This window comes from Synergistaceae bacterium, assembly GCA_031267575.1.
Taxonomy (GTDB): Bacteria; Synergistota; Synergistia; order Synergistales; family Aminobacteriaceae; genus JAIRYN01.
In genome coordinates, this window is the sequence record JAIRYN010000036.1 from 1 (window position 1) to 21,407 (window position 21,407).

Annotated in this window: 25 protein-coding genes and 1 tRNA gene; 3 read left to right on the forward strand and 23 right to left on the reverse strand. The window is 49.8% G+C overall.

Annotated features, from left to right (window positions below):
- Positions 1–375: 375 nt before the first annotated feature.
- Positions 376–738 (forward strand): hypothetical protein, encoded by a 363-nt coding sequence (locus LBJ36_05035; GenBank protein ID MDR1378397.1) that lies wholly within the window; start codon positions 376–378, stop codon positions 736–738.
- A gap of 466 nt (positions 739–1,204) precedes the next feature.
- A complete protein-coding gene (locus LBJ36_05040; protein ID MDR1378398.1) occupies positions 1,205–1,342 on the forward strand; it encodes a hypothetical protein in 138 nt (45 codons plus the stop codon).
- An 11-nt stretch (positions 1,343–1,353) separates the two neighbouring features.
- Here LBJ36_05040 and LBJ36_05045 read toward each other — a convergent pair whose 3' ends face one another.
- From LBJ36_05045 to uppS, 9 genes are all read right to left on the reverse strand, one after another.
- A complete protein-coding gene (locus tag LBJ36_05045) occupies positions 1,354–1,740 on the reverse strand; it encodes a hypothetical protein (GenBank protein MDR1378399.1) in 387 nt (128 codons plus the stop codon).
- Between the two features lie 822 nt (positions 1,741–2,562).
- Complete coding sequence (locus LBJ36_05050; protein MDR1378400.1) at positions 2,563–3,204, reverse strand: IS607 family transposase; 642 nt, start codon at positions 3,202–3,204, stop codon at positions 2,563–2,565.
- 155 nt (positions 3,205–3,359) lie between these two features.
- Complete coding sequence (locus LBJ36_05055; protein MDR1378401.1) at positions 3,360–4,307, reverse strand: GDP-L-fucose synthase; 948 nt, start codon at positions 4,305–4,307, stop codon at positions 3,360–3,362.
- Positions 4,308–4,341: 34 nt separating this feature from the next.
- The gene (gmd, locus tag LBJ36_05060; GenBank protein ID MDR1378402.1) at positions 4,342–5,433 is read right to left on the reverse strand and encodes a GDP-mannose 4,6-dehydratase; all 1,092 of its coding nucleotides are present in this window, start codon (positions 5,431–5,433) and stop codon (positions 4,342–4,344) included.
- Positions 5,433–6,500, reverse strand: a complete 1,068-nt coding sequence (locus tag LBJ36_05065; GenBank protein MDR1378403.1) for an SDR family oxidoreductase — start codon at positions 6,498–6,500, stop codon at positions 5,433–5,435. Before LBJ36_05065 ends, gmd begins: the two co-directional genes overlap by 1 nt.
- Before the next feature lie 27 nt (positions 6,501–6,527).
- Positions 6,528–7,562: a glycosyltransferase gene (locus tag LBJ36_05070; protein ID MDR1378404.1), complete on the reverse strand. Its 1,035-nt coding sequence runs from the start codon at positions 7,560–7,562 to the stop codon at positions 6,528–6,530.
- 4 nt (positions 7,563–7,566) lie between these two features.
- Entirely contained in the window at positions 7,567–8,448 is an 882-nt protein-coding gene (locus tag LBJ36_05075; protein MDR1378405.1) for a glycosyltransferase, read from the reverse strand.
- Between the two features lie 4 nt (positions 8,449–8,452).
- Positions 8,453–9,514, reverse strand: a complete 1,062-nt coding sequence (locus LBJ36_05080) for a polyprenyl synthetase family protein (GenBank protein MDR1378406.1) — start codon at positions 9,512–9,514, stop codon at positions 8,453–8,455.
- 4 nt (positions 9,515–9,518) lie between these two features.
- Complete coding sequence (gene uppS, locus LBJ36_05085; protein MDR1378407.1) at positions 9,519–10,235, reverse strand: di-trans,poly-cis-decaprenylcistransferase; 717 nt, start codon at positions 10,233–10,235, stop codon at positions 9,519–9,521.
- Positions 10,236–10,408: 173 nt separating this feature from the next.
- Here uppS and LBJ36_05090 point away from each other — a divergent pair, with 173 nt between their 5' ends.
- Positions 10,409–10,573 (forward strand): hypothetical protein, encoded by a 165-nt coding sequence (locus tag LBJ36_05090; protein ID MDR1378408.1) that lies wholly within the window; start codon positions 10,409–10,411, stop codon positions 10,571–10,573.
- 135 nt (positions 10,574–10,708) lie between these two features.
- On the opposite strand, the gene LBJ36_05095 is transcribed toward LBJ36_05090, so the two are convergent.
- The 14 genes from LBJ36_05095 to LBJ36_05160 all read right to left on the reverse strand — a co-directional run.
- Complete coding sequence (locus LBJ36_05095; GenBank protein ID MDR1378409.1) at positions 10,709–12,034, reverse strand: serpin family protein; 1,326 nt, start codon at positions 12,032–12,034, stop codon at positions 10,709–10,711.
- 142 nt (positions 12,035–12,176) lie between these two features.
- On the reverse strand, positions 12,177–13,397 hold the full coding sequence (gene hemW / locus LBJ36_05100; GenBank protein MDR1378410.1) for a radical SAM family heme chaperone HemW: 1,221 nt from the start codon (positions 13,395–13,397) through the stop codon (positions 12,177–12,179).
- A 9-nt stretch (positions 13,398–13,406) separates the two neighbouring features.
- Positions 13,407–15,215 (reverse strand): translation elongation factor 4, encoded by a 1,809-nt coding sequence (gene lepA / locus LBJ36_05105; protein ID MDR1378411.1) that lies wholly within the window; start codon positions 15,213–15,215, stop codon positions 13,407–13,409.
- A 478-nt stretch (positions 15,216–15,693) separates the two neighbouring features.
- Complete coding sequence (locus LBJ36_05110) at positions 15,694–16,065, reverse strand: response regulator (protein MDR1378412.1); 372 nt, start codon at positions 16,063–16,065, stop codon at positions 15,694–15,696.
- A 46-nt stretch (positions 16,066–16,111) separates the two neighbouring features.
- Positions 16,112–16,585, reverse strand: coding sequence for a hypothetical protein (locus LBJ36_05115; GenBank protein MDR1378413.1), 474 nt, complete (start codon positions 16,583–16,585; stop codon positions 16,112–16,114).
- A gap of 177 nt (positions 16,586–16,762) precedes the next feature.
- Complete coding sequence (gene rplL, locus LBJ36_05120; GenBank protein ID MDR1378414.1) at positions 16,763–17,134, reverse strand: 50S ribosomal protein L7/L12; 372 nt, start codon at positions 17,132–17,134, stop codon at positions 16,763–16,765.
- A gap of 112 nt (positions 17,135–17,246) precedes the next feature.
- Positions 17,247–17,780 carry a 50S ribosomal protein L10 gene (rplJ, locus tag LBJ36_05125; GenBank protein MDR1378415.1) on the reverse strand — a complete coding sequence of 178 codons (534 nt, stop codon included), beginning with the start codon at positions 17,778–17,780 and terminating at the stop codon, positions 17,247–17,249.
- A gap of 194 nt (positions 17,781–17,974) precedes the next feature.
- Positions 17,975–18,679 (reverse strand): 50S ribosomal protein L1, encoded by a 705-nt coding sequence (gene rplA, locus LBJ36_05130; protein MDR1378416.1) that lies wholly within the window; start codon positions 18,677–18,679, stop codon positions 17,975–17,977.
- Between the two features lie 108 nt (positions 18,680–18,787).
- Positions 18,788–19,213: a 50S ribosomal protein L11 gene (rplK, locus tag LBJ36_05135; GenBank protein MDR1378417.1), complete on the reverse strand. Its 426-nt coding sequence runs from the start codon at positions 19,211–19,213 to the stop codon at positions 18,788–18,790.
- Between the two features lie 68 nt (positions 19,214–19,281).
- Entirely contained in the window at positions 19,282–19,824 is a 543-nt protein-coding gene (gene nusG / locus LBJ36_05140) for a transcription termination/antitermination protein NusG (protein ID MDR1378418.1), read from the reverse strand.
- Positions 19,825–19,855: 31 nt separating this feature from the next.
- Positions 19,856–20,038, reverse strand: coding sequence for a preprotein translocase subunit SecE (gene secE / locus LBJ36_05145; protein MDR1378419.1), 183 nt, complete (start codon positions 20,036–20,038; stop codon positions 19,856–19,858).
- Between the two features lie 147 nt (positions 20,039–20,185).
- Positions 20,186–20,261, reverse strand: a tRNA-Trp gene (locus tag LBJ36_05150).
- Between the two features lie 53 nt (positions 20,262–20,314).
- Positions 20,315–20,464: a 50S ribosomal protein L33 gene (gene rpmG, locus LBJ36_05155; protein MDR1378420.1), complete on the reverse strand. Its 150-nt coding sequence runs from the start codon at positions 20,462–20,464 to the stop codon at positions 20,315–20,317.
- A gap of 61 nt (positions 20,465–20,525) precedes the next feature.
- Positions 20,526–21,407, reverse strand: an 882-nt coding sequence (locus LBJ36_05160) for an elongation factor Tu (protein ID MDR1378421.1), incomplete at its 5' end; no start/stop codon positions are given.

Genomic DNA, 21,407 nt, shown 5'->3' on the forward strand with positions numbered 1-21,407 from the left:
ACGCTTCAGAAAGAATTTTCCGACTCATAAAAAGACAGAACGACATTGAGTGCCCTCCCGTAAAAAACACTTTAGTTTGGTAAACGATGATGCAACCGTACCTAAAATCGTACATATGGAAAAAAAGGATTTTTGTATATGCAGTTATACAAACTTCTTTTGAGAACTTTTCGACTTCTTCTAAAAAAGTCTAACGCTATCTATCAATCAAAGAGCCAGATTTGCTTAGACTCAATGACAACCTTGCAAACTGAGATGGATTAAGTCTAAGCTAGACATAACTATTTATATATGTAAATACCAGGAATTTTTTATAGGTGTAGTGTTCCAATATTAAATTTGCTAGGCTTTTTAAGAAATTAGACCTATAATAGTGTGCCTTATCTGTTGCGCGCTATCAGTCTATTGTTTCTACCATATTATCGCTCAATTCCAGCTGAGGCATCTTCGAGCCTTTATTCATCTCCGGTAGATAGGCGACTGGCGTGCCTGAGGCAACCGGACGGGGGCGTATCCGGCGGTCACAGACCCAAAAGACGCCTCTATCCCGATTCGCCGCATGTTCGACTGGATCGAGAGAACGAATTTATCCTGATGCTCTGGCAGAAGGTGGTGTTCATGAAGGCGATCCTAAAGACGCTGAACATCGGTAAGTTGGCCGTCGCCGAACTCACGGACACGAAAACCGATTTTCCGAATAGGCTCGAAGACTTGGTTGTGATACGCAGTTTACGATAAAGTGATGAGAAAGCCAACGGCTTCAACCGTTGGATGAGAATCGCAACGCCGCCAACGGCGGCGTTTGTTTTGTATTTGGTTTCTTGCCATATATCTACTTTCATGTTAAACTCCTTTTATGGCTTATCAATCAATCGGGATATCAATGCGGCTGTAAATATTCTCAGAGTGGGGGCATCCACTCTTAAAGGAGAAGATGTAAGACCGGTTTCAGTCGGCTGTCTTTGTCGATCTTAGAATCCCACAGCTTTAGTCGTGGGAATATGTCAAGGCCACGGAAGCCGCGAACAGCCAAGAAATGCTGGCACGCGCGGGATTTTACAATTGTGACCAATTGTGACCAATCGGGTGCAAAGTTTTTTGATAGAATCAGACTCCGAGACAGACGAAGACTTTTGGGCCCGGAGTCCGAGGAAATCCCGGACGCCGCCCCGGAAACATCTTCCGAAGAATAGCTGTTTGTTTGGTGCGTGCCGATACGGGAACGTCGGTCACCGAGTGGCTGACGTTCCCCGTTGTTGATCTGCCGGAATGGCGCGAAATCGTAGCTGATGAGCAGGAACTGATGGAGCGGGAGTTGGTGAAGAGAAGAAAGCAAAGATAGAGACAGCCTGCTTATTTAAAAAGCCGCGAGAAAACCCATCCAAGCAAAAAATCGGTTGCGCTGAATCCTGCTATTTTCTTGGGAGTGCTGTCGATTCCATTCGCTATGTTATATTTAACTTTTTCTTTGGCCTCTTTGTCCCATTTTCGAAAAAGTATTGTCACAAACAAGAAGATTCCGAGTGTAATCCAAAATCCAAGGGTTTTGTAGAGGGCATAGAGCAGAATGGCCTCTATAATCCTGACAATAATACATAGACCAGTGTTATAGATAATCTCAAGCATTAACATTTCATCATCTGCTACTGAAAACCTACACAAAAGTGAAATAGTCCAGATTTTTCCTTCTTCATCCTTCCCTCTTTCGCTAAAGCTACTCAAGTTTGTTCGGAAGTCCAAAGGCTTAAATTCCCGTGTAGCCCACGGTACATAGCTTTACACTATTTTATAGTGTTTACAACACTTTAGGTTCATAGCCGCGTTCAAATCGCGGTCTATTTTTAACCCGCATTCTTGGTAGATATAGACACGATCACCGAGCTTCAAATCCTTGCTTCAAATCCTTCTTTATAACCCCACTTTATAACCCCACAATTCGGGCACATCTTCGATGAGAGAAAAAAGATGAGGTCAAAAATCGGTCAGCAGCTCGAAGCTCTATGTTGTGCCTCTTGCATTTCTCAGGCAGCTTTGTTTGAAAACAATAAAAAGTCTGTTCCGCTATAGCCTTTGAGAGACGCTTATTTCTCACCATGCCAAAAACATTGAGGTCCTCGATTGAGATATAGGCTGGCTTGGTTATCAGCAACACACAGACTATTTTTTTGATATAGTCTTTTCTTACACAATCAAGTCTGTAGTAGGCTTTCTGGACTTTGATACGCTGTTTGTCTAGGTTCACAAATTTTACAGTAGCAGGTTTCACCTTCTTTCTATAATTAATTTTTTTCTTTCTATAATTAATTTTTCGAAAAAATTTACATTACTCTCGTTTCAGCCTGCGTTTTAATTTCTTAACTCTGGACGCTTTGTTTATATTGCTAAAAACATGATGGTTAGAAATGCTAGCTGTTTCTTTAATACCTAAATCAACACCTATTCCATCGGAATCAGGCTCTATTGAAGTTCAGACAGGCTCTTCTATACGGCAAGACACAAACATCGATAGTCCGGTGTATCTTTTCAATCTGCTCAGGCACTAGCTGCTCAGGCACTAGCTACTCAGGCACTGGATCTATTTCTGTCTTGTAAGCTAGAATCATGTTCCAGCGCCTCCTTTAAAAATTTTTTGTAGTTTCGTAACCCACATAATCTTGAACTAAAACAATGAACTATCGTCATTAAATCCTGGATCATTTCTTGCTCTGGACTCAATTCCTTGCTGTCCAAAATTTTTAGCTCACAAAAATGATCTTTAATAAAGTGCTCAAACCACTCGAAACCGAAACGTACTAGCCTATCCTTGTGAGCGATAATCAGCAGGCGGATTTGCTGTTTTTCTACGTCTTCCATCAGTTGAAGAAATTTTGGACGCTTAAAATCTAGACCACCACCAACTTCGCAAATAAACTCAACATCTCGTAGCCCCAATTCGCTGCAATATTGTTCAATAACTGTTTGCTGGTTTCTTAAGTCAGGCTTCTGAACTTGGCTAGAAACCCGGCAATACGCAACGACTCTGACACGAGAATCCTCTGACTTCAAGCACAGAAAATCTTTTAATTGGTTCTCGGTATAAATCCTCCGATTTGTTTTACTTCGTGAAGTGGGTTTTAATTTATCCTCCCTGTCCCACTTCTGTAGAGTTTTTACTTTGACGCCAAGAAATTCTGCCGCTTGCCTCGAACTATATATCTTATCCATAACATTATATTACATCTTATATCCTAATTAGTAAAGCTAGAAGCGACCTCCTTTCGAATGACTTATATTAGGAATATTTAAGAAGCAGAACATCACTTTCCAGTGAAGTGTAAACACGAAAATACGTTCTAATCAAGAATTTCAATTTTTGACAACTACTTCCTTTTTTGACAACTACTTCCTTGACATAACGCGTCTTCGTAGGTCTTCTTTACCCCCTCTTCCAATTCCACTTGGTGTGTCCACCCCATTCCTTGGAGCATAGAGACATCCAGCAATTTTCTCGGCGTTCCGTCAGGTTTGGAGGAATCCCAGGTGATATCGCCTTCGTATCCGACGATTTGCGCGATCTTTTTAGCTAGCTCTTTGATCGTCAAATCCGTACCCGTGCCGATATTGACAATCTGGGGGCACTCCTGGCGCTCCATGAGGAAGAGGCACGCATCCGCCATATCGTCCACGTAGAGAAACTCCCTTCGAGGCGTTCCCGTTCCCCAGAGCTGGACGGCGGGAGCATGAGTGGCCTTAGCCTCGTGAAACTTGCAAATCATCGCTGGAAGAACATGAGAGTTTTCCAGGTCGAAGTTGTCACCGGGACCGTAGAGGTTCGTCGGCATGACGGATATGAAGTTCGCTCCGTACTGGCGGTTGTAGGACTGACACAATTTAATGCCCGCGATTTTGGCGATGGCGTAGGGCTCATTAGTGGGTTCGAGTTCTCCGGTCAACAGCACCGTCTCGCTCATCGGCTGGGGAGCCAGGCGTGGATAGATACAGGAGCTGCCCAAAAATAACAATTTTCGGACCCCCGTTCGATAAGACTCGTGAATCACGTTGGCCTCAATGATCAAATTGTCGTAAATAAAATCCGCCGGGTAGGCGCTGTTGGCGTGAATACCGCCGACTTTCGCGGCAGCCAGAAAGACGTAGTCCGGTCGTTCCAACTCGAAGAAATCGCGCGTCGCAGCCTGGTCTCGAAGGTCTAACTCGACACTGGTTCTAAAAACGAAATTGTGATATCCTGCCTGTTTCAAACGTCGAACCAAGGCGCTCCCTACAAGACCCCGGTGTCCGGCGACGTAGATTTTGGCGTTGATTTCCATTCGTATCCATCTCCTCGGTTTTTTCTATCGCTTTCTAATCTTCTTCCAAAGGATAACAGATCTCGTAACCAGCGTCACGAACGAGGGTGTTCTTTTTGAAAAGCTCCAGGTCATGCCGCACCATCCGTTGCGCCAACCCTTCGAAAGAGACTTTCCGCTTCCAACCTAACAGGCGCTCCGCCTTCGAGGGGTCGCCTAAAAGCAAGTCTACCTCCGTCGGCCGGAAGTAACGGGAGTCCACCTCGACGAGAGAGCGCCCGGTGTGGACGTCAATGCCCTTTTCATCAAGCCCATCTCCGCGCCATTCTAGTTCGATTCCCGCCTCTCGAAAGGCCAGGGTGGCGAACTCGCGCACCGAATGGGTTTCGCCCGTTGCGATCACGAAGTCGTCGGGCTTTTCGTGCCGCAACACGAGCCACATGGCCTCGACGTAGTCCTCCGCGTGACCCCAATCGCGTTTGGCGCTCAAGTTCCCCAGCCATGTTTTCTCCTGGAGCCCCAGAGCGATGCGGGCCGCCGCGCGCGTAATCTTTCGAGTCACGAAGGTCTCTCCCCGAAGCTCCGACTCGTGGTTGAAGAGAATGCCGTTGGACGCGAATAGTCCGTAGGCTTCGCGATAGTTCACCGTGATCCAGTAGGCGTACAGCTTGGCCGCGGCGTAGGGACTGCGGGGATAGAAAGGGGTCGTTTCCTTTTGGGGCGTTTCCTGGACCTTCCCGTAGAGTTCGCTGGTCGAGGCTTGGTAAAAGCGGGTTCGCTTTTCGAGCCCCAGAATACGCAACGCCTCCAAAATACGCAACGTCCCCACCGCGTCCGAGTTGGCCGTGTATTCGGGCGTCTCGAAGGAGACCTTCACGTGACTTTGAGCCGCCAAGTTGTAGATCTCATCGGGCTGTACTTGTTGGATGATCCGTATCAGATTACTGGAGTCGGTAAGGTCTCCATAGTGGAGAATCAGTTTCGGATCATCTTCATGCAGGTCCTCATAAAGACGATCGATACGCGCCGTGTTGAAAAGCGAACTACGCCGCTTGATTCCATGGACGCGATAGCCTTTTTTCAAAAGGAACGAGGTCAGGTAAGCCCCATCCTGCCCAGTAACGCCGGTGATTAACGCCGTGTTCATCAATAACGAGCCTCCCATTTTCGCGTTTTATCGTACATCTCCGCTAGTCCCGCCTCCAGGGAGTAAAATGGCGTGTAGCCCAAAAGAGAACGCGCTCGCTGGATAGAGGCCGCGGAATGCGTGATATCGCCAGCGCGAGGCGCCTCGTGAACGAGAGAACACTTTGAATCTGGAGCCACCTTGCGCTTCAGCAACTCAAAAAGTTCGTTCAGCGTGACGCTTTCGCCACAGGCAATATTGTAGACCTTGCCCACCGCTTGTCTATTTTCGACCGTAGCCGCCAAAATATTAGCCTGCGCGACGTTCTTGACATAGCAAAAATCTCGCGTGTTTTCCCCGTCGCCGTAGATTGTCACAGGCAGGTCCCGTTCCAGCGCGTACAACCATCGTGGGATCACCGCCGCGTAAGGGCCGTTGGGGTCTTGTCGTGGGCCGAACACGTTAAAGTAACGTAGTCCCACGCATTCGAGCCCATAAATACTTCCCCAGGTCTCGGCGTAGAACTCGTCGATTCTTTTCGTGACGGCGTAGGGAGACAAAACGTCGTTTGCGGCCGCCGCTTCCTCTCGAAGCGGTAAATTCGGTTCGTTGCCGTAGACGGCGCTAGAGGAGGCGTAGATGAGACGCCGGGCGTTACGCTTCTTGGCCGCCTGCAACACGTTAAAAAAACCTTCGACGTTATTGGCGTGGGCGGCGGTGGGGTTGGCTACGGAAGCCGGGACGGAGACGAACGCCGCGTGATGCAGAATGAAATCAATCCCCTCACAAGCTGAGTCGCAGAGTTTTTTATCCCGAATGTCTCCGCGGATAAACTCGAAGTGCGCGCCCTCGCTCATTTGGGTTTGGACGGCTTCGACGTTGCGCTCGAACCCTGAACTGAAATTGTCCAGTCCCACAACAGCCTGTCCGATGGACAAGAGCGCCTCCACCAAGTGAGAACCGATAAAACCGGCCGCTCCCGTCACCAGCCAGCGATATTTTTTTCCCGCTTTCCCCGCGGCGGCGTTCGCTATGAAAGCGTCGTGAGATTTTTCCCTCATGTTCGTTTCCTCGCTTCTTCCGTTCATCAAATCTCAAATCTTAATTATCAAATCTTAATTCTCAAAAAGCCGAGTGTCGCCATTTTCGCGATAAGAGCGCAAAGCTGCCTCCGCCGAAACGATACCCTTTAGGAGGGATCGAACGTCACAACTGCGCGCACGGAACAACAGTTTCAGAGCCGCGCCCCACATAAAGAGCTTGAAGGCTATTTTCAAGCTCCAAAGCCTCGGCCCTTTGACGTCGTCGTAAAGCGCTTCGAACAATAGGTGAAAATTGTACCATTTAGAGGCTGCCATGTTTTTGATATCGAGGCGCGCCGACCCCACCGCGTAATGGTAAAAATACCCGCGCAAGCTGTTGATGACGCGCCTTCGCTTTTTTTTGAAGATAAAAAAGGAAAACGCGAAGTCCTCGCCAAGGGCGTATCCCCCAAAACGCTGAAACTCCTCCGGGAAAAAAACGCGGCAATCTTTAAAAACAGCGACGTCGATCGCCATGCCGCCGCCGCTGGCCCACTCCACGTTGTGGCCTCTCGGCTCCTCGTTTCCACCGTAATTATAGAGGAAAGAAGTCGCTCCATGCCGATTCATTCGCAAAAGGCGTTTGAAACGTTGAATGATTTTCGAACGAAACGAAGGCGGAACCAAGGGCTTCATAGGAATATTGACGATCGACACATCTTTTTCTCGAAAGGACGCGACTACACCCGCTAGCGCGTCCTTCGAAAGCGCGCTGTCGTCGTCCATGAAAACCACGTAACGCATGGTTAGATAGGTCTTCAAGATATAGCGCGTCGCGTCGTTACGCTGCGAGGACAATCCAACTCGTGGAGCTTTGAAATAGAGGAGTCCGAAGTCCCAAGAGCGGCTTTCGACGACACTCCGTGTCGAGTCGTCATCACTGGCGTCCCAGACAACACACACGAAATCTCGAAACGACGAACGCTGGAGGCTCGACAGAGCGTATTGTTCCACCGCCGCGCTGCGGTTTTTAGTGGGAATTACCACCGCAACAAGAGGCGTTTCGTTTGATTGCTCACTTAAGTTCTCATTCAAGAAGTCCCGTTCTTCAATCATGTTTTCAATCATGTTTTCAACCATATTTGCAATCATGTTTCCAATCATGTTTTTCCAACGCACTCCAAATATCCTCCAAAGATCCCACGTAGGTTCCCAACAGCTCGACTTGTAAAATATGTCTGTCTCGGTAACGGGAGTAGATTCCGTAGGTGCCTGAAACGTCCAAGGCCTTGCGTCCCCAAAACTTCAACTCCAGCCTCAACGCTTTCTTTACGGCAGACATGAAATCCAAGTATCGAAAATAAACTTTCTGGTTCTCCCGCAGTAGTCGTCTCGACGGCGTGGAGGACAGCCCCGAATTTGCAAACGCCGTCAAAACTCTGTCGATGGGGCAAAAACGTTCTCCTTCCAAGTAAAGGCGTAACAAAAAATCCCAATCGCCGACAATGCTATAATTATTGTCGAATAAACCGTATTTTTTGTACACATTTCTCCTGACAAATACAGAAGGATGGGGAATACTAGCGTAATTTAACAAACGCGACGGGTCTCCCAGGGGATAAACCGTCCACTTCCGCAACGCCTCGTCGATGAACGCCAATTTGCCGTAAAAAACTCCGCATTCGGGGTGAATGCTCGCGGATTCCACCACGGTCGAAAGCGCCCAGGGGGCGTATTGGTCATCCGCGTTCAAAATACCCACGATGTCTCCCGTGCTTAGAGTCACACCTTTGTTGAAGGCATCGTAAATGCCTTTGTCGGGCTCGGAGATCACACGCGCCAAACGCGGCTTGTATTCCTCGATAATCTCCAGAGTCCCGTCCGTGGACCCACCGTCAACAATGATGTACTCCCAGTTGGGATAAGATTGATTCAGGACGCTTCCAATGGTTTTTTCCACAGTGGAGGCAGCGTTGAGACAGACGGTAACGATGGAAAAAAACGGAGTATTCATCTCCTCAGATCTTGCGTTGAAACATCATGTTTCCCAGTTGCGACAACAACCGGACGTGTTCCGCGTCTTTCGTGATGTCCTCCACGGCATTCCCAGCCTCCGTCAAGTACGCCTCCGCCCTTCGCGCGACCTCGGCAAACGCTCCGGTGGCGTCGAAAATGTCTCGAACCGCCACACGGTCCCGCTCCGAAATATTCTCGCGTCCATAGAGGCGCCGCAATGCCGTCAATTGGTCGGGCGTCGCTTGCTTCATGGCGTGATGGATGAGCAAGGTTGCCTTTCCCTCCGCGATGTCCGAGGTGTTACTCTTGCCCGTTTTCATCGCCTCCGCTTCAATACCCAAAATGTCGTCTCTCAGTTGAAAGGCGATCCCCAAGGATAGGCCGTATCTCCTCATGGCGTCCAGCGGTTCTGGCGACGCTCTCCCCAGCACGGCGCCCAGCTGTAGCGGGCCGACGACCGTGTACCAGGCCGTTTTCAGGCTCGCGACGTTCAAAATCCCCGTCTCGTCGCTGTAATCCCTCCGCTGTGACAAGTACACGTCCAACATTTGCCCGTCGAGGGTGCTCAACTGCACATCGAGAAACACCTTCATGGCCTCGACCTTTGCCTCTGCGCCGAAAGAACTGCCGGCGATCAGTCGGTTGGCGAGAAAAAAACCCGCGTCCCCGATGCTGATGGCTTGGGAGATCCCGTAATGGAGCGTCGAGCGGTTGACTATAGCCTGCCAGATGGACTCCTTGCCTCGCCTCAAAGGGCTTTTGTCGATAATATCGTCGTGACACAGCACAGCTGTCTGGAAGATCTCGAAAGCCGCGGAGGCGGGGAGCAGAGAATGATCGGCCGGACGACCGGTCGCGATTTCATAACCCAGCTTGACGAGGCTTCCGCGGATGCACTTGCCGCCTTCCCTCGCTTCCCGGAAAACTTCGTATAAATCCGCGACCTCTTGACCGGAGCGCGTTGCCTGTCGCGCAGCCAGAGCTGCCAGGTAATCGTCGATATACGGCTCTAAAATTTCCCTGTAAGAACGGATATATTCCTCGATGTTCATAATATTCGTCATCTGGCTACACTCCGCCCTTGCGGCGATGCCTTTGGGCGTAAGACTCCAGCGCGGCGTTCAGAACGTCTTTGTTGAAGTCGGGCCATAGCGTGTCGGTAAAATAAAGTTCGCTATAGGTCCCCGTCCAAAGCCAGAAATTACTGAGGCGTAATTCCCCACTGGTGCGAATGATCAGGTCCGGCTCCGGCACGTCGGGGAGGTACATATACTCGCTCAGGAGTTCTTCCGTGATTTTGTTGGGCTTGACGCCATCTGTCGCCAGTTTTTTGCAGGCGTCTATAATCTCCTGCCGTCCGCCGTAATCGAGGCAGAGAATGACCTGTATTCCTGTCTCGTTTCGGGTGGTCTCCTCGGCTTCTTCTAAAGCTCTGGCGAGGGAGGCGGGTAATCGATCCCTGCGTCCGGCGATGCGCAGGCGGCCGTGTTTCGCCTTCAGCTCTCCTACTTCCCTCCTGAGATACCATTCGATGATCCGCATCAGGCCAGAGACCTCAATGTTTGATCTACTCCAGTTTTCCGTGGAAAAGGCGTAAACGGAGAGATATTGAACGCCTATGGCGTCGGCGTCTCTAACGGTTTGCTCCAGAGTCTTGGCGCCTTTCCGATGTCCTAGGAGGCGAGGCAGGCCACGTTTTCGCGCCCATCTGCCGTTTCCATCCATAATAATCGCCACGTGTCGTGGAAAATTTTCGTTTTTTCCTTTTCCGTTTTCTTCGGGCATGTTCTTCAAATTCCCTTTCAAAGAGTCGGTGAGATTACTAACTTGACTTACGGTTTCACTCAAACAAACGCTTCAAATTACAAGTTATTGCTATAATTAGTTTTATCCCCTACGTGTAAGTGTTGAGGTAAAATATGCAAAGACTATATTCGCAAGATGTCTTAACGATCCTGTTGGCGGAATCTCCGCCTGTTCTGATGTTCTTCCTGAGTTGCCGCTGTCCGTCCGTGGGTCCGTGGATGGACGTGTTCGAGATGCGGGGCGGAACACGACCGGGATATCAATCGGGATGTCAATGCGGCTGTAAATATTCTCAGAGTGGGGGCATCCACTTGTAAAGGAGAAGACGTAAGACCGGTTTCAGTCGGCTGTCTTTGTCGATCTTACAATCCCATGACTTTAATCGTGAGAATACGTCAACAGATCCGTGCAACACGCTGCCGGGGCAGACACGTCGGGAAAAGCATAATTGATTATTCATGCCAATTCCCGATGCGTTTGCCCTGCGGTTCCACTAGCCTTCCCATGAAAAGAATTGTCCCGGTAATGTCGTCCATTAGGCAGTAGATGAAAGGATGGTTGGCGTGAAAGTCGATGGGTTGTTCTGTCTCGCGAGGCAAGGCGGTGGACGTTATCATCGCCACAGCCGTGGCTGCAGCGGCTTCCGTTCCCTTTTCGTCTAGGTCAATAAAAGTCTGATGAATCACAGAGTCGATGCGGATGTCCCCACCTTTGTCCCCACCTTTGTCTTTTCCCCTGGTGTCCTCTACCATGCCTGAAAAATCGGCGTCTCCGCTAAAAGCCAGCTTGACGCCCAGTGTTTGTAAAACGTCTTTCAATGAGTAACGTCCCTCGTTTTTGAACTTCGGCAACCAGAGCGACACATTGCGGCGCTTCATACTCGCCACCCAAGCGGCGAGTTCTCGCGAGGAGAGCTTTTGCTCCAAATCTTCTAATTGGGTGAAAGCTTCGTTCTCGCGGGGTAGAAGAATTAAAAGGGAAAATCCCGGTATTCTGTAAGGGAGTTTTAGCAGTTGCAGTTTAGGCGCTTCGCCGTAGATGAAAAAACCTGTGCGGCGCATCGTGAGGACGTTTTTCCACCGGTCTTCCCCCGTGCGGTCTTTCCCCGTATGGAAAGGTTCTTCTTTTGTAAGGTTTTCTCGAAAAGGTTCCCTCCAGGCGGAATTAAAGTAAACCGCGTTGGTCAAAACCAAACGCGTGGCGAGAGTAACGTTGCCTCGACGCAAAAGGCCCTTGATTTTGTTTCGGGTTTTTTGCGCTACCCAGTCGTTGATGGTCTTTCGCGACCCCTCGGCGTTTTCCCGGAAGTCCACTCGTTCGGCGCCGCCTCCGTAGTATTTCTGAACAAAAGCCATGTAATCCGGCAACAGTTTCGTGTCTTCGTCGAACCAAAGTCGATTGGCCGTGTTGACGGTTCCGGCTTCTTCGGGAATCGCCGCGAGTCGATTTTGCAAAGCGTTCATCGCGACATGGAAGTCCGGGGCATTTTCGGGAAAATACAGGACTTTTTCCATTTCCTCCGCCGTCATTCCTTGCGCCCCGGCGCAGGTCATCGCTAGCGCGGAGACGATGCTGTAAGGAGAAAAAAACAAATTTTCCTCTCCCTTCGTCAACTGAAGATAAACGTCCACCGCAAAGGCGTTGATTGCCGTGGCCGTTTGTTGGGCGGATGGGTCGGAGACCTTCTTGGATGCGGCTAAAGCGGGATTTTGTAAAGAGAAAGAAAACAACCCAACCCCCACTAAACACAAAAACGATAAATAAGATACATAACGCAAAATCCATCCCCCCAAATTTATTTCTATCCAAATTTCTTTCTATATTTTATACAAAAAATTTCTTGATTTTATACAAAAAACTTCTTGAGAGTACAGAGCGAATCCATGATAATGTAGCATAGGATAATGTTGTAGCACAGTCTCAAAAATCCAGCTCCAGCAACTCAATCCAAATCGCGTTGCCGACTCTCATCCCCGCTGGAGTCAAATGGATGTGGCCCTTCTCGAAACTCACGAGGCGCTGTGGAATTTCTTTCAAAACCGCGGATACTTCTTCCGCGAGCTCGTGACCAAAACGGGCGGCAAAGGAAGCGACGTCGATTCCCCACCGGGTCCGCAGGGCGAGTATTGCGGCTTCGACGCCACGAGAACGCTCTCCGAGGCGCTCGCTTAGAGAGGACTGCGTTGTCATTGATGTGATGTATTCTTTGAGGGTTGGGGCGTTGCGGTAGCGCAGGCCTTCTTTCGTGAGGTAGCCCCAGGCTGAAGGCCCCAAGGCCAGTACGTTTTCCTGACGCCAGTAGGCCAAATTGTGACGGCATTCTTTGCTCGGACGAGAGAAGCTTGCGATTTCGTACTGCTCCAGCCCTTTTCTGGGAAGATACCATTGCGCGAAACGATAAAAAGAATATCCATCCGACAAAGAGGGCGTTATTTTCCCTAACGGTGTATCGGGTTCCAAGGTCAGTTGATAGGCGGAAACATGTTCGACTCCCGAATCCAAAACACGTTGTAGGGAATCGCGCCACGTTCGTAGCGTTTGATGGGGTATTCCAAAAATAAGGTCCGCGGAGACATCGAAGCCATAAGCTAGCGTTTTATCTAAGGCCAGCAGGGCTGTCGCTTCGTCGTGCTGGCGGCCCAGCCAGGCCAGCTCGTCGTTTTGTAGACTTTGGATTCCCAGACTGACGCGGGTGACGAAAGAGTCGCGCCAAATGGACAAATGTTCTTCCGTCAGAGAGCAGGGATTGGCTTCTATCGTGGCCTCTTCCAGCTCAGACAGGTCGAAGGTATTGTCCAAGAGGTGGATTAGACGCCCCCAGACGGGAAGGGATAGCAGGCTGGGCGTTCCTCCCCCGATATAAAGGGTGCGTAGAGGAGGGCGGCGTCCTCTCCAATGGGAGGCGATGTTCTTCGCCTCCTGGATCAGAGCTTCGAGCCACGCGTCTGTTGAGGCCTCGAAAAAAAACGGTATCTCGTCGATCGGTTCACTGTAAAAAGAACAGTAACCACACTTGGAAAGACAGAATGGAACGTGAAGATAAAGGGAAAAGGAGGAGGAGAAGGGAAGAGAAAGAGCAAAAGGATGCCGGTACAATTGAGCTTCCTTTTGTTCATCTTGTTCATCGTGTCTCTTGATCATTTCTCTCCATCATTTCTCTTCGCTGTCGATCTGCAAGAAAGCCAAAAAAGCCTCCTGGGGTATAGATACCTTGCCGATCTGCTTCATTCGTTTCTTGCCCTCTTTTTGTTTATCCAAAAGTTTGCGCTTACGAGTGATATCGCCGCCATAGCATTTGGACAGCACGTCTTTGCGCAATGCCTTAACGTTGACGCGTACAATGACGCGCTTCCCGATGGAGGCCTGAATGGGAACCTCAAACAATTGATGGGGTATCAGCTCTTTCAGCTTCGTCACGGCCGAGTGTCCGCGATGGTAAGCTGCATCTTTGTGGCAGATGAACGAAAAGGCGTCGGCGGCCTCGCCGTTCACCAACACGTCCACCCGTACCAAATCCGAAGCCCGAAGCCCGATGAACTCGTAGTCCAGTGAAGCGTACCCCCGAGTTTGGGATTTCAGTTTGTCGTGAAAGTCCACGATAAACTCCGCCAAAGGCATGTCGTATACCAAACGCACGCGATTGGGGGTTAGGTAATCTATGGACTTGTAGATTCCTCTCTTTTCCTGGAGGAGCTGCATGACCTTTCCCACGAAGTCGGAAGGCAAAAAAACGGAAAGTTTTATAAAGGGCTCGCGTATTTCTTCGATGTCTCCCACTTCGGGAAAATCGCTGGGTCGGTGAGCCTCGATGATCTCGCCTCCTTGGGCGGTGATCTCATAAACAACGTTGGGGGCAGTGGCCACTAGGTCCACGTCGAACTCGCGTCTCAAACGCTCCCGCGCCACGTCCATGTGCAAAAGACCCAAAAATCCGCATCGAAACCCAAATCCCAGGGCGACGGAGGTCTCAGGCTCATAGGCGATGGCCGCGTCGTTGAGGTGGAGTTTATCCAGGGCGTCGCGCAACTGGGGGTACTCGTCGCGTTCCACGGGGTAAAAACCACAAAACACTACCGGCTTCACCTTGCGATACCCCGGTAAAGGTTTAGGCGCGGGATTGTTTGCCTCGGTGACCGTATCTCCCACGCGGGCCTCGTCGAGGCTTTTGACGCTGGCGGCGATATACCCGACCTCTCCGGGACCCAGTCGTTCCACAGGTGTAAACCCTGGCCGGAACACGCCTATTTCGTCCACAGGATAACGCCCGTTCGTGGCCATGAACAGGATGCTCTGCCCCGGTCGCAGAGTGCCGTTCACCACGCGCACGTAGCAGATAACACCCCGGTAGTTGTCGTAAACGGAATCGAAAATCAAGGCCTCTAACGGGGCGTCGGGATCGCCGTTGGGAGGGGACACGATCGACACCACTCGCTCGAGAATTTCATCGATGCCCGTACCCTCTTTAGCGCTGGCCAATATAGCGTCCTCAGCATCCAGACCCACCACGTCCGCGATTTCCTGTTTGGTGTTTTCGGGTTGGGCGGAGGGAAGGTCGATTTTGTTGATCACGGGCAGAAGCTCTAATCCTTGTTCAATGGCCTGGTAAGCATTCGCCAAGGTTTGAGCTTCTACCCCCTGGGTCGCGTCCACCACCAGAAGCGCGCCCTCGCAGGCCGCCAAAGATCGTGAGACCTCGTATCCGAAATCCACGTGGCCGGGGGTGTCGATCAAGTTTAAAATGTAATCCTGTCCGTTTCGAGCCCGATAGTTCATGCGGACGGGTACAAGCTTGATGGTGATGCCACGCTCGCGCTCCAACGCAAGGGAATCTAGAAGCTGTTCTTTCATATCTCGCGAGGCCACGGTGTGAGTTTGTTCGATCAGGCGATCCGCGAGGGTCGATTTTCCGTGGTCAATGTGGGCGATAATGCAAAAATTTCTTATATTCTCCTGTCTCATACCACAACTCCTCGTGACGCAACTAGAATCAGGATAAAAAGCCTAAAGTTAGAATAGCTAAAAAGTCACTCGCTATGATTAGCATAGTCCAACGCAACGTTTTTAATTGATTGACTATAACAAAAAAAGTGGCTTTGACATACTCCCACGACTTCAAGTCCTCAACTTCAAGTTCTCAACGAAGATGGATGCATACCGCCGTAAGAGCTCAAGCGCCAGCTTGTAGTGATAGTCTCTACGTTAATTTGCGATTGTCCTATGCGTTCTGGCTAGAGCAAGCCTTGCTTTCGTTGATAAGCCATAAAAGGAGTTTTACATGAAAGTAGACATATGGCAAGAAACAAAATACAAAACAAACGCCACCCTTGACGGCGTTGCGATTCTCATCCAACGGCTTCAGCCGTTGGATGAGAATCGCTTTATCGTAAAGCCCCGTCGAATAGCTATGTACTTCGTACTTCTCTTTACCGGACGCTCGTCAGCCTAGCTTGTCGATGGCGTTCAAAATGGCCTGAGGTTCGAAAGGTTTGGCGATAAAGACATCTACACCCACATCCTTTGCCTGCATCACCACGGGAAAGGTAGCGTGAGCGCTGATCAAAATAATCCTCACCCCGGGAACGAGAGTCCGTATCCGGCGAACCGTTTCCATGCCGTCTAGCTTGGGCATGTGGAAATCAACCGTTACCACCTCTGGAGCGAAAGCTGTGGGAAGGTTTTCAATAGCTTCCAGGGCCTGTACTCCATTGAAGGCGGTTCCTACGACCACATGCCCGGCTTCCTGCACGATAAGGAGCAGTATATCCACCATAAAATCCGCGTCGTCGATGATGAATATTTTCTTCGGCACAAACACGCACCTCTGTCTCGCCGCACTCCCGATATGGATTGCTTTACTACTTGCTTTCTCCCACTAAAAGATTTTTCAGCTCTTCAACATAGGTTCTCTGGTTTTCCGTTTCTTTCAAGAAGGTTTCCAGTTTAGCCTCTTCTGCTTTAACTACAGCGTCCAGTTTTGCCGTGAAACTTTCACTCGCTTTCGTGATGGACGCAATGTCAGCTTTGACCGTTTCTTTCGCGATTTCGATATCCGTTTTGACGCTTTCCAGGTTCGCCGCTCCCGCCGTATTCTTTTCAACCTCGGCCAGTTGGGTGGTTAGCGCTGCGACATCTGCTTTGACGGCTTGCAATTCCGCGAAAACTTTGTTTCCGTTGTCCCATAAATTCCAGAACGTATTGATCACAATAAGGACAAGAAGAATTATACCAACGATTTTACCAGTAGGGCTTTTCACCGTTTCCTTAACGGTCTTCACTGTGGCTTCGAGTTTTTCTTTCGCCTCTTTTACGTTCTTCTCATATTCTCCCATTTGCGCTTTCCCTCCTATTTGTGTTTTGGTTTTTTATATGACGACACGAAACCTTGCATATCGCTTTTATTCTACATAAATAACGCGTAATAAACAACACGTAAAAGAAGCCCAGGGGATAAACCCTGGACTCAAAGCTTTGTTAAGAGAAAGAAAAATGAAAATACTCCTGATTTATTACTTGACTTCGACTTCGGCACCGGCATCCGCGAGTTTCTTTTTAAGTTCCTCGGCTTCTTCCTTGGCAATGCCTTCCTTGACGGGCTTAGGAGGATTGTCCACCAGTTCCTTGGCTTCTTTCAGACCAAGTCCGGTGATTTCTCGTACGACCTTGATAACGTTGATCTTGTTTGCTCCGGGAGCTTTATAAATGACATCGAATTCCGTTTTTTCCTCCTCAGCGGCAGCGGCTGGGACCGCCATCATGGGCATCGCCATAGCGGGAGCCGACGCGGAAACCCCGAACTTATCCTCGAGAGCTTTCACCAGTTCGGACAGTTCCAGTACCGTCATTTCCTCAATAGCCTTGATCAGATCTTCGCGAGTCATGTTTTTTCCTCCTAATTTTCTCACTAGTTTTTTTCAATATCGTTTTTCTCGATATCGTTTTCATATCGTTTTCCTCAATCCCATGCCAATCCCACGCCAATCCCACACCGCCTCACGCCGCGCTTTCTTTCTGCTCCCTGATCTTGTCGAGACACGTGACAAATCCTCGCATTGTGCCCGAAAGAACGGTGACGAGACCCGTAAGCGGCGCCGCGATCGTGCGCACAACCATACCCACGAGAACTTCCTTCGGCGGAAGGTCTGCAAGAGCTTGAATCTGTGCCGCGTTCAAAACCACGTTACTCAGAAGTCCGCCCTTTAAAATAAAAGCCTTCTGGGTCTTGTCAACTGCGTAGTCTCGCAGGACTTTCGCCACGGCGACGGGATCGTCGTAACAAAGGGCGTAGATATTGGGTCCCATAGTCATAGAATCCGGCAATTCCGTCATTCCCGCTTCTTTCATCGCGATAGCGAAAAGGGTGTTTTTGGCGACCTTCAATTCTCCGCCCACCTGGCGCACCTTCACGCGAAGCTGAGTGCTTTGCGCTACGCTCATGCCTCGGTATTCCCCCACGAAAACGGCCCCGGCCTTTTCGAGTTTGTTTTTCAAAAGAACGACTTGTTCATACTTGATTTTTGCTGGCATTATTTTTTCACCTCCTCGTATACTTTATCAAGAGACTCAAAAAAATATCCCCCGACCTCCAAAGGCCAAGGGATAAGATACACACCCTGAATCAATACGGGTTGTTCCGCTTCCTCAAAGCCTGGGCTGGAAATTAAGTCATCGAGGGGCACTTCCCTCGCGAACACCTGCCGTTTTCGGTCTTTGTCGTTAAATTAAACGGCGATTTCTTTTGTGGCCGAAAGAACGTCTATCGTGATTCCGGGGCCCATTGTGGGAGCCACAAAAATACTCTTCACATACGTTCCTTTTACGGAGGCGGGACGAGCCTTGACGATTGCCTGCAATAATACTTTCGTGTTATCGAAAAGCTGGTCTACCGTAAATTCCTTTTTTCCGACGAAGTTGTGGATGATTCCCGCTTTATCCACACGAAACTCCACCCGCCCCGCTTTGATTTCCTTGATGGCGTTCGCAACGTCGAAAGTGACTGTTCCCGTCTTCGCGCTGGGCATGAGGCCTCGCGGTCCTAAGAGTTTGCCCAACCGCCCGACAGATTTCATCATGTCGGGCGTCGCGATCACGGCGTCGAACTCCATCCACCCGCCAGAGATCTTCTGCACAAGGTCTTCGCCGCCGACAATATCCGCCCCAGCCTCTTCCGCTTCTTTAATTTTCTCGCCAGCCGCCAGAGCCAGAACTCTTTTGATAACACCCGTACCATGAGGCAACCCCACCGTGCTCCTAACCTGTTGATCCGCGTGGCGTGGGTCTACACCTAAACGCACATGAACCTCCAAGCTCTCGTTGAACTTCGCCGTGGCAACCTCTTTGAAAAGTTCAATGGCTTCTTTGAGACCATATTGTTTATTTCGGTCAATTTTTCCTAAAGCCTCTCGATAACGCTTGCTCCGCTTCATAAAAAACAACCTCCTCGTGGTCTTGACGGACGAAACATCCTCCCACAAAATAAAAAACCTTAAAATAAAAAATCTTCCTTATAACGTTTAAACAAACCAGAACATTAGCTAAGCGACAATCTCAATTCCCATCGAACGAGCCGTGCCCTCGATCATGCGCATAGCCGCTTCCACGTCGTTAGCGTTTAGGTCCTGTTTTTTCAGTTCAGCAATTTCCTTGACCTTGACACGGGAAAGTTGAGCGACTTTTTTCTTGTTAGGCGTTCCCGAACCAGATTCGATCCCTGCGGCTTTTTTCAAAAGAACACTTGCCGGTGGGGTCTTCAACTCAAAAGAAAAACTTCTGTCAGCATAAACAGTTATAATTGCTGGAATAATCATTCCCGGCTGATCTGATGTTTTGGCGTTAAATTGTTTGCAAAACTCCATAATGTTGACACCATGCTGTCCCAACGCCGGTCCCACAGGCGGAGCCGGCGTTGCCTTACCCGCCGGTAACTGTAATTTGACCTGTCCTACTACCTTTTTTGCCATAAAACAAAATCCCCTCTCATAAATACGCCTACTGTAGCCTCCACGATATTTCGTTTTTTCCGTTCGAGTTATACTTTTTCCAACAAAAAATAATCTATTTCCGCTACGGTTTCCCGCCCAAAAGCGTCTACCGTGAACTTAATTTTGCCTTTTTCGGGAACAATATCGATTACTGGTCCCACTTTTCCCTCGAAGAGGCCGCTTTTTACCTTCACTGTATCGCCCGGCTTCAGATTTATTTCAATTTTGGGCTTCGCCTGTTCTTTGCCGATACGAGCCATGATCTCCCGCACTTCTTTTTCCGAAAGTGGCAAAGGATAACTTCCCGCTCCGACAAATCCAGTCACTCCTGGAGTATGTCGCACAACATACCAAGATTGTTCGTCGAGAAGCATCTCTACCAACACATAACTGGGATAAAGTTTTCGCGATATCTTTCGGCTTTTTCCTTCTTTTACGAAAACTCGTTCTTCTATGGGAATCAGAACGCTGAAAATACTATTTCCCATTCCCATAGTCGCGATACGTTGTTCTAGGTTGGCTTTTACGCGATTTTCATAACCTGCGTATGTCTGAACGACATACCACCGGCGTCCGTCTCGAGGTTCCATTTGATAACTTTCTCCAGCTCCAAGCCTAAATTCAGCTTAGAATAGTTCTAAAGAAGAAACGAAGCAAAAGGTCGAGAACACCCAGATAAAGTGAAACGCACAAAGTGAAGGCGATGACAATAATAGTCGAATACCAGATCTGTTGCTTCCCTGGCCAAGTGACTTTTTTGAGTTCAGCCTTCGCTTCACGCAAAAATCCCCAAATTTGTCTCAAAAGCCTATAAAAACCCTTCCCAATTCGTTTGGGAAGGGGTACTACTGAGCCAGATGCAGAATTGGGACGTTTTAACTCTTTCGACATCCAATGGCCTCCAGTCGCGCCTCAACAAAACACATAAAAGTCACCATAAACCAATAAAAATGGCAGGCCCGGCAAGACTCGAACTTGCAACCGCCGGTTTTGGAGACCGGAACTCTACCAGTTGAGCTACGGACCTGCGCTCAAACAACGAAGGGTATTTTACACCACTTCAATGGCTTATGCAAGTTTTTATTTCGATTCTTTGTGCACGACGGAAGCTCTGCACCATTTGCAATATTTCTTGATCTCCAGTTTCTTCGACTGCTTTTTTTTGTTCACCGTCGTCGTGTAGTTGCGCCTTTTGCAAGTAGAACACACCAAACCCACGATATCTGCCATCTTTTTCTTTCCTCCTCTCGGATTTTATTTTTTATTGAAGCATTTTTTATTAAAGCATTTTTTATTGAAGGATCTGGGTGACGACACCGGCGCCCACCGTGTGTCCGCCCTCGCGCACCGCGAACCGGAGGCCTTCCTCCATCGCGATCGGCACGATCAGCTCCACCTCGAAATTCGCGTTATCTCCAGGCATCACCATTTCAACTCCGTCAGGCAACTTGATCGCCCCCGTCACGTCTGTCGTTCGGAAGTAAAACTGAGGCTTGTATCCCGCGAAGAACGGCGTATGCCGGCCGCCCTCGTCTTTCTTCAGCACGTAGACCTCCGCTTTAAACTTCGTGTGCGGCGTCACGCTACCCGGCTTCGCCAACACCTGGCCTCGCTCTACCTCGTCCTTGTCCACTCCGCGCAGTAGCACTCCCACATTGTCCCCCGCCACTGCGTCGTCCAGGATCTTGCGGAACATCTCCAAGGACGTGGCAACCGTCTTCTTGATGTCCGACTTCATTCCCACAATCGCGACATCTTCGCCTGGTTTGATGATTCCCCGCTCTACTCTGCCCGTGACCACTGTGCCGCGGCCCGTGATCGTGAACACGTCCTCCACCGGCATCAAAAACGGCTTATCCGTCTCCCGGACCGGCTCTGGAATGTAGCTGTCGCACGCGTCCATCAGCTCCCAGATCGGCTTGCTGATGGGGTCTTCCTTCGTTCCATTCCCCTTCTCCAGGACCTCCAGCGCGGAGCCCCGCACGATGGGAATATCGTCGCCGGGAAACTCGTACTTGCTCAGAAGCTCGCGGATCTCCATCTCCACCAGGTCCAGAAGTTCGGGGTCGTCCACCTGGTCCGTCTTGTTCATGAACACCACCAGAGCGGGAACGTTGACCTGGCGGGCCAGCAACACGTGCTCGCGGGTCTGGGGCATGGGGCCGTCAGCCGC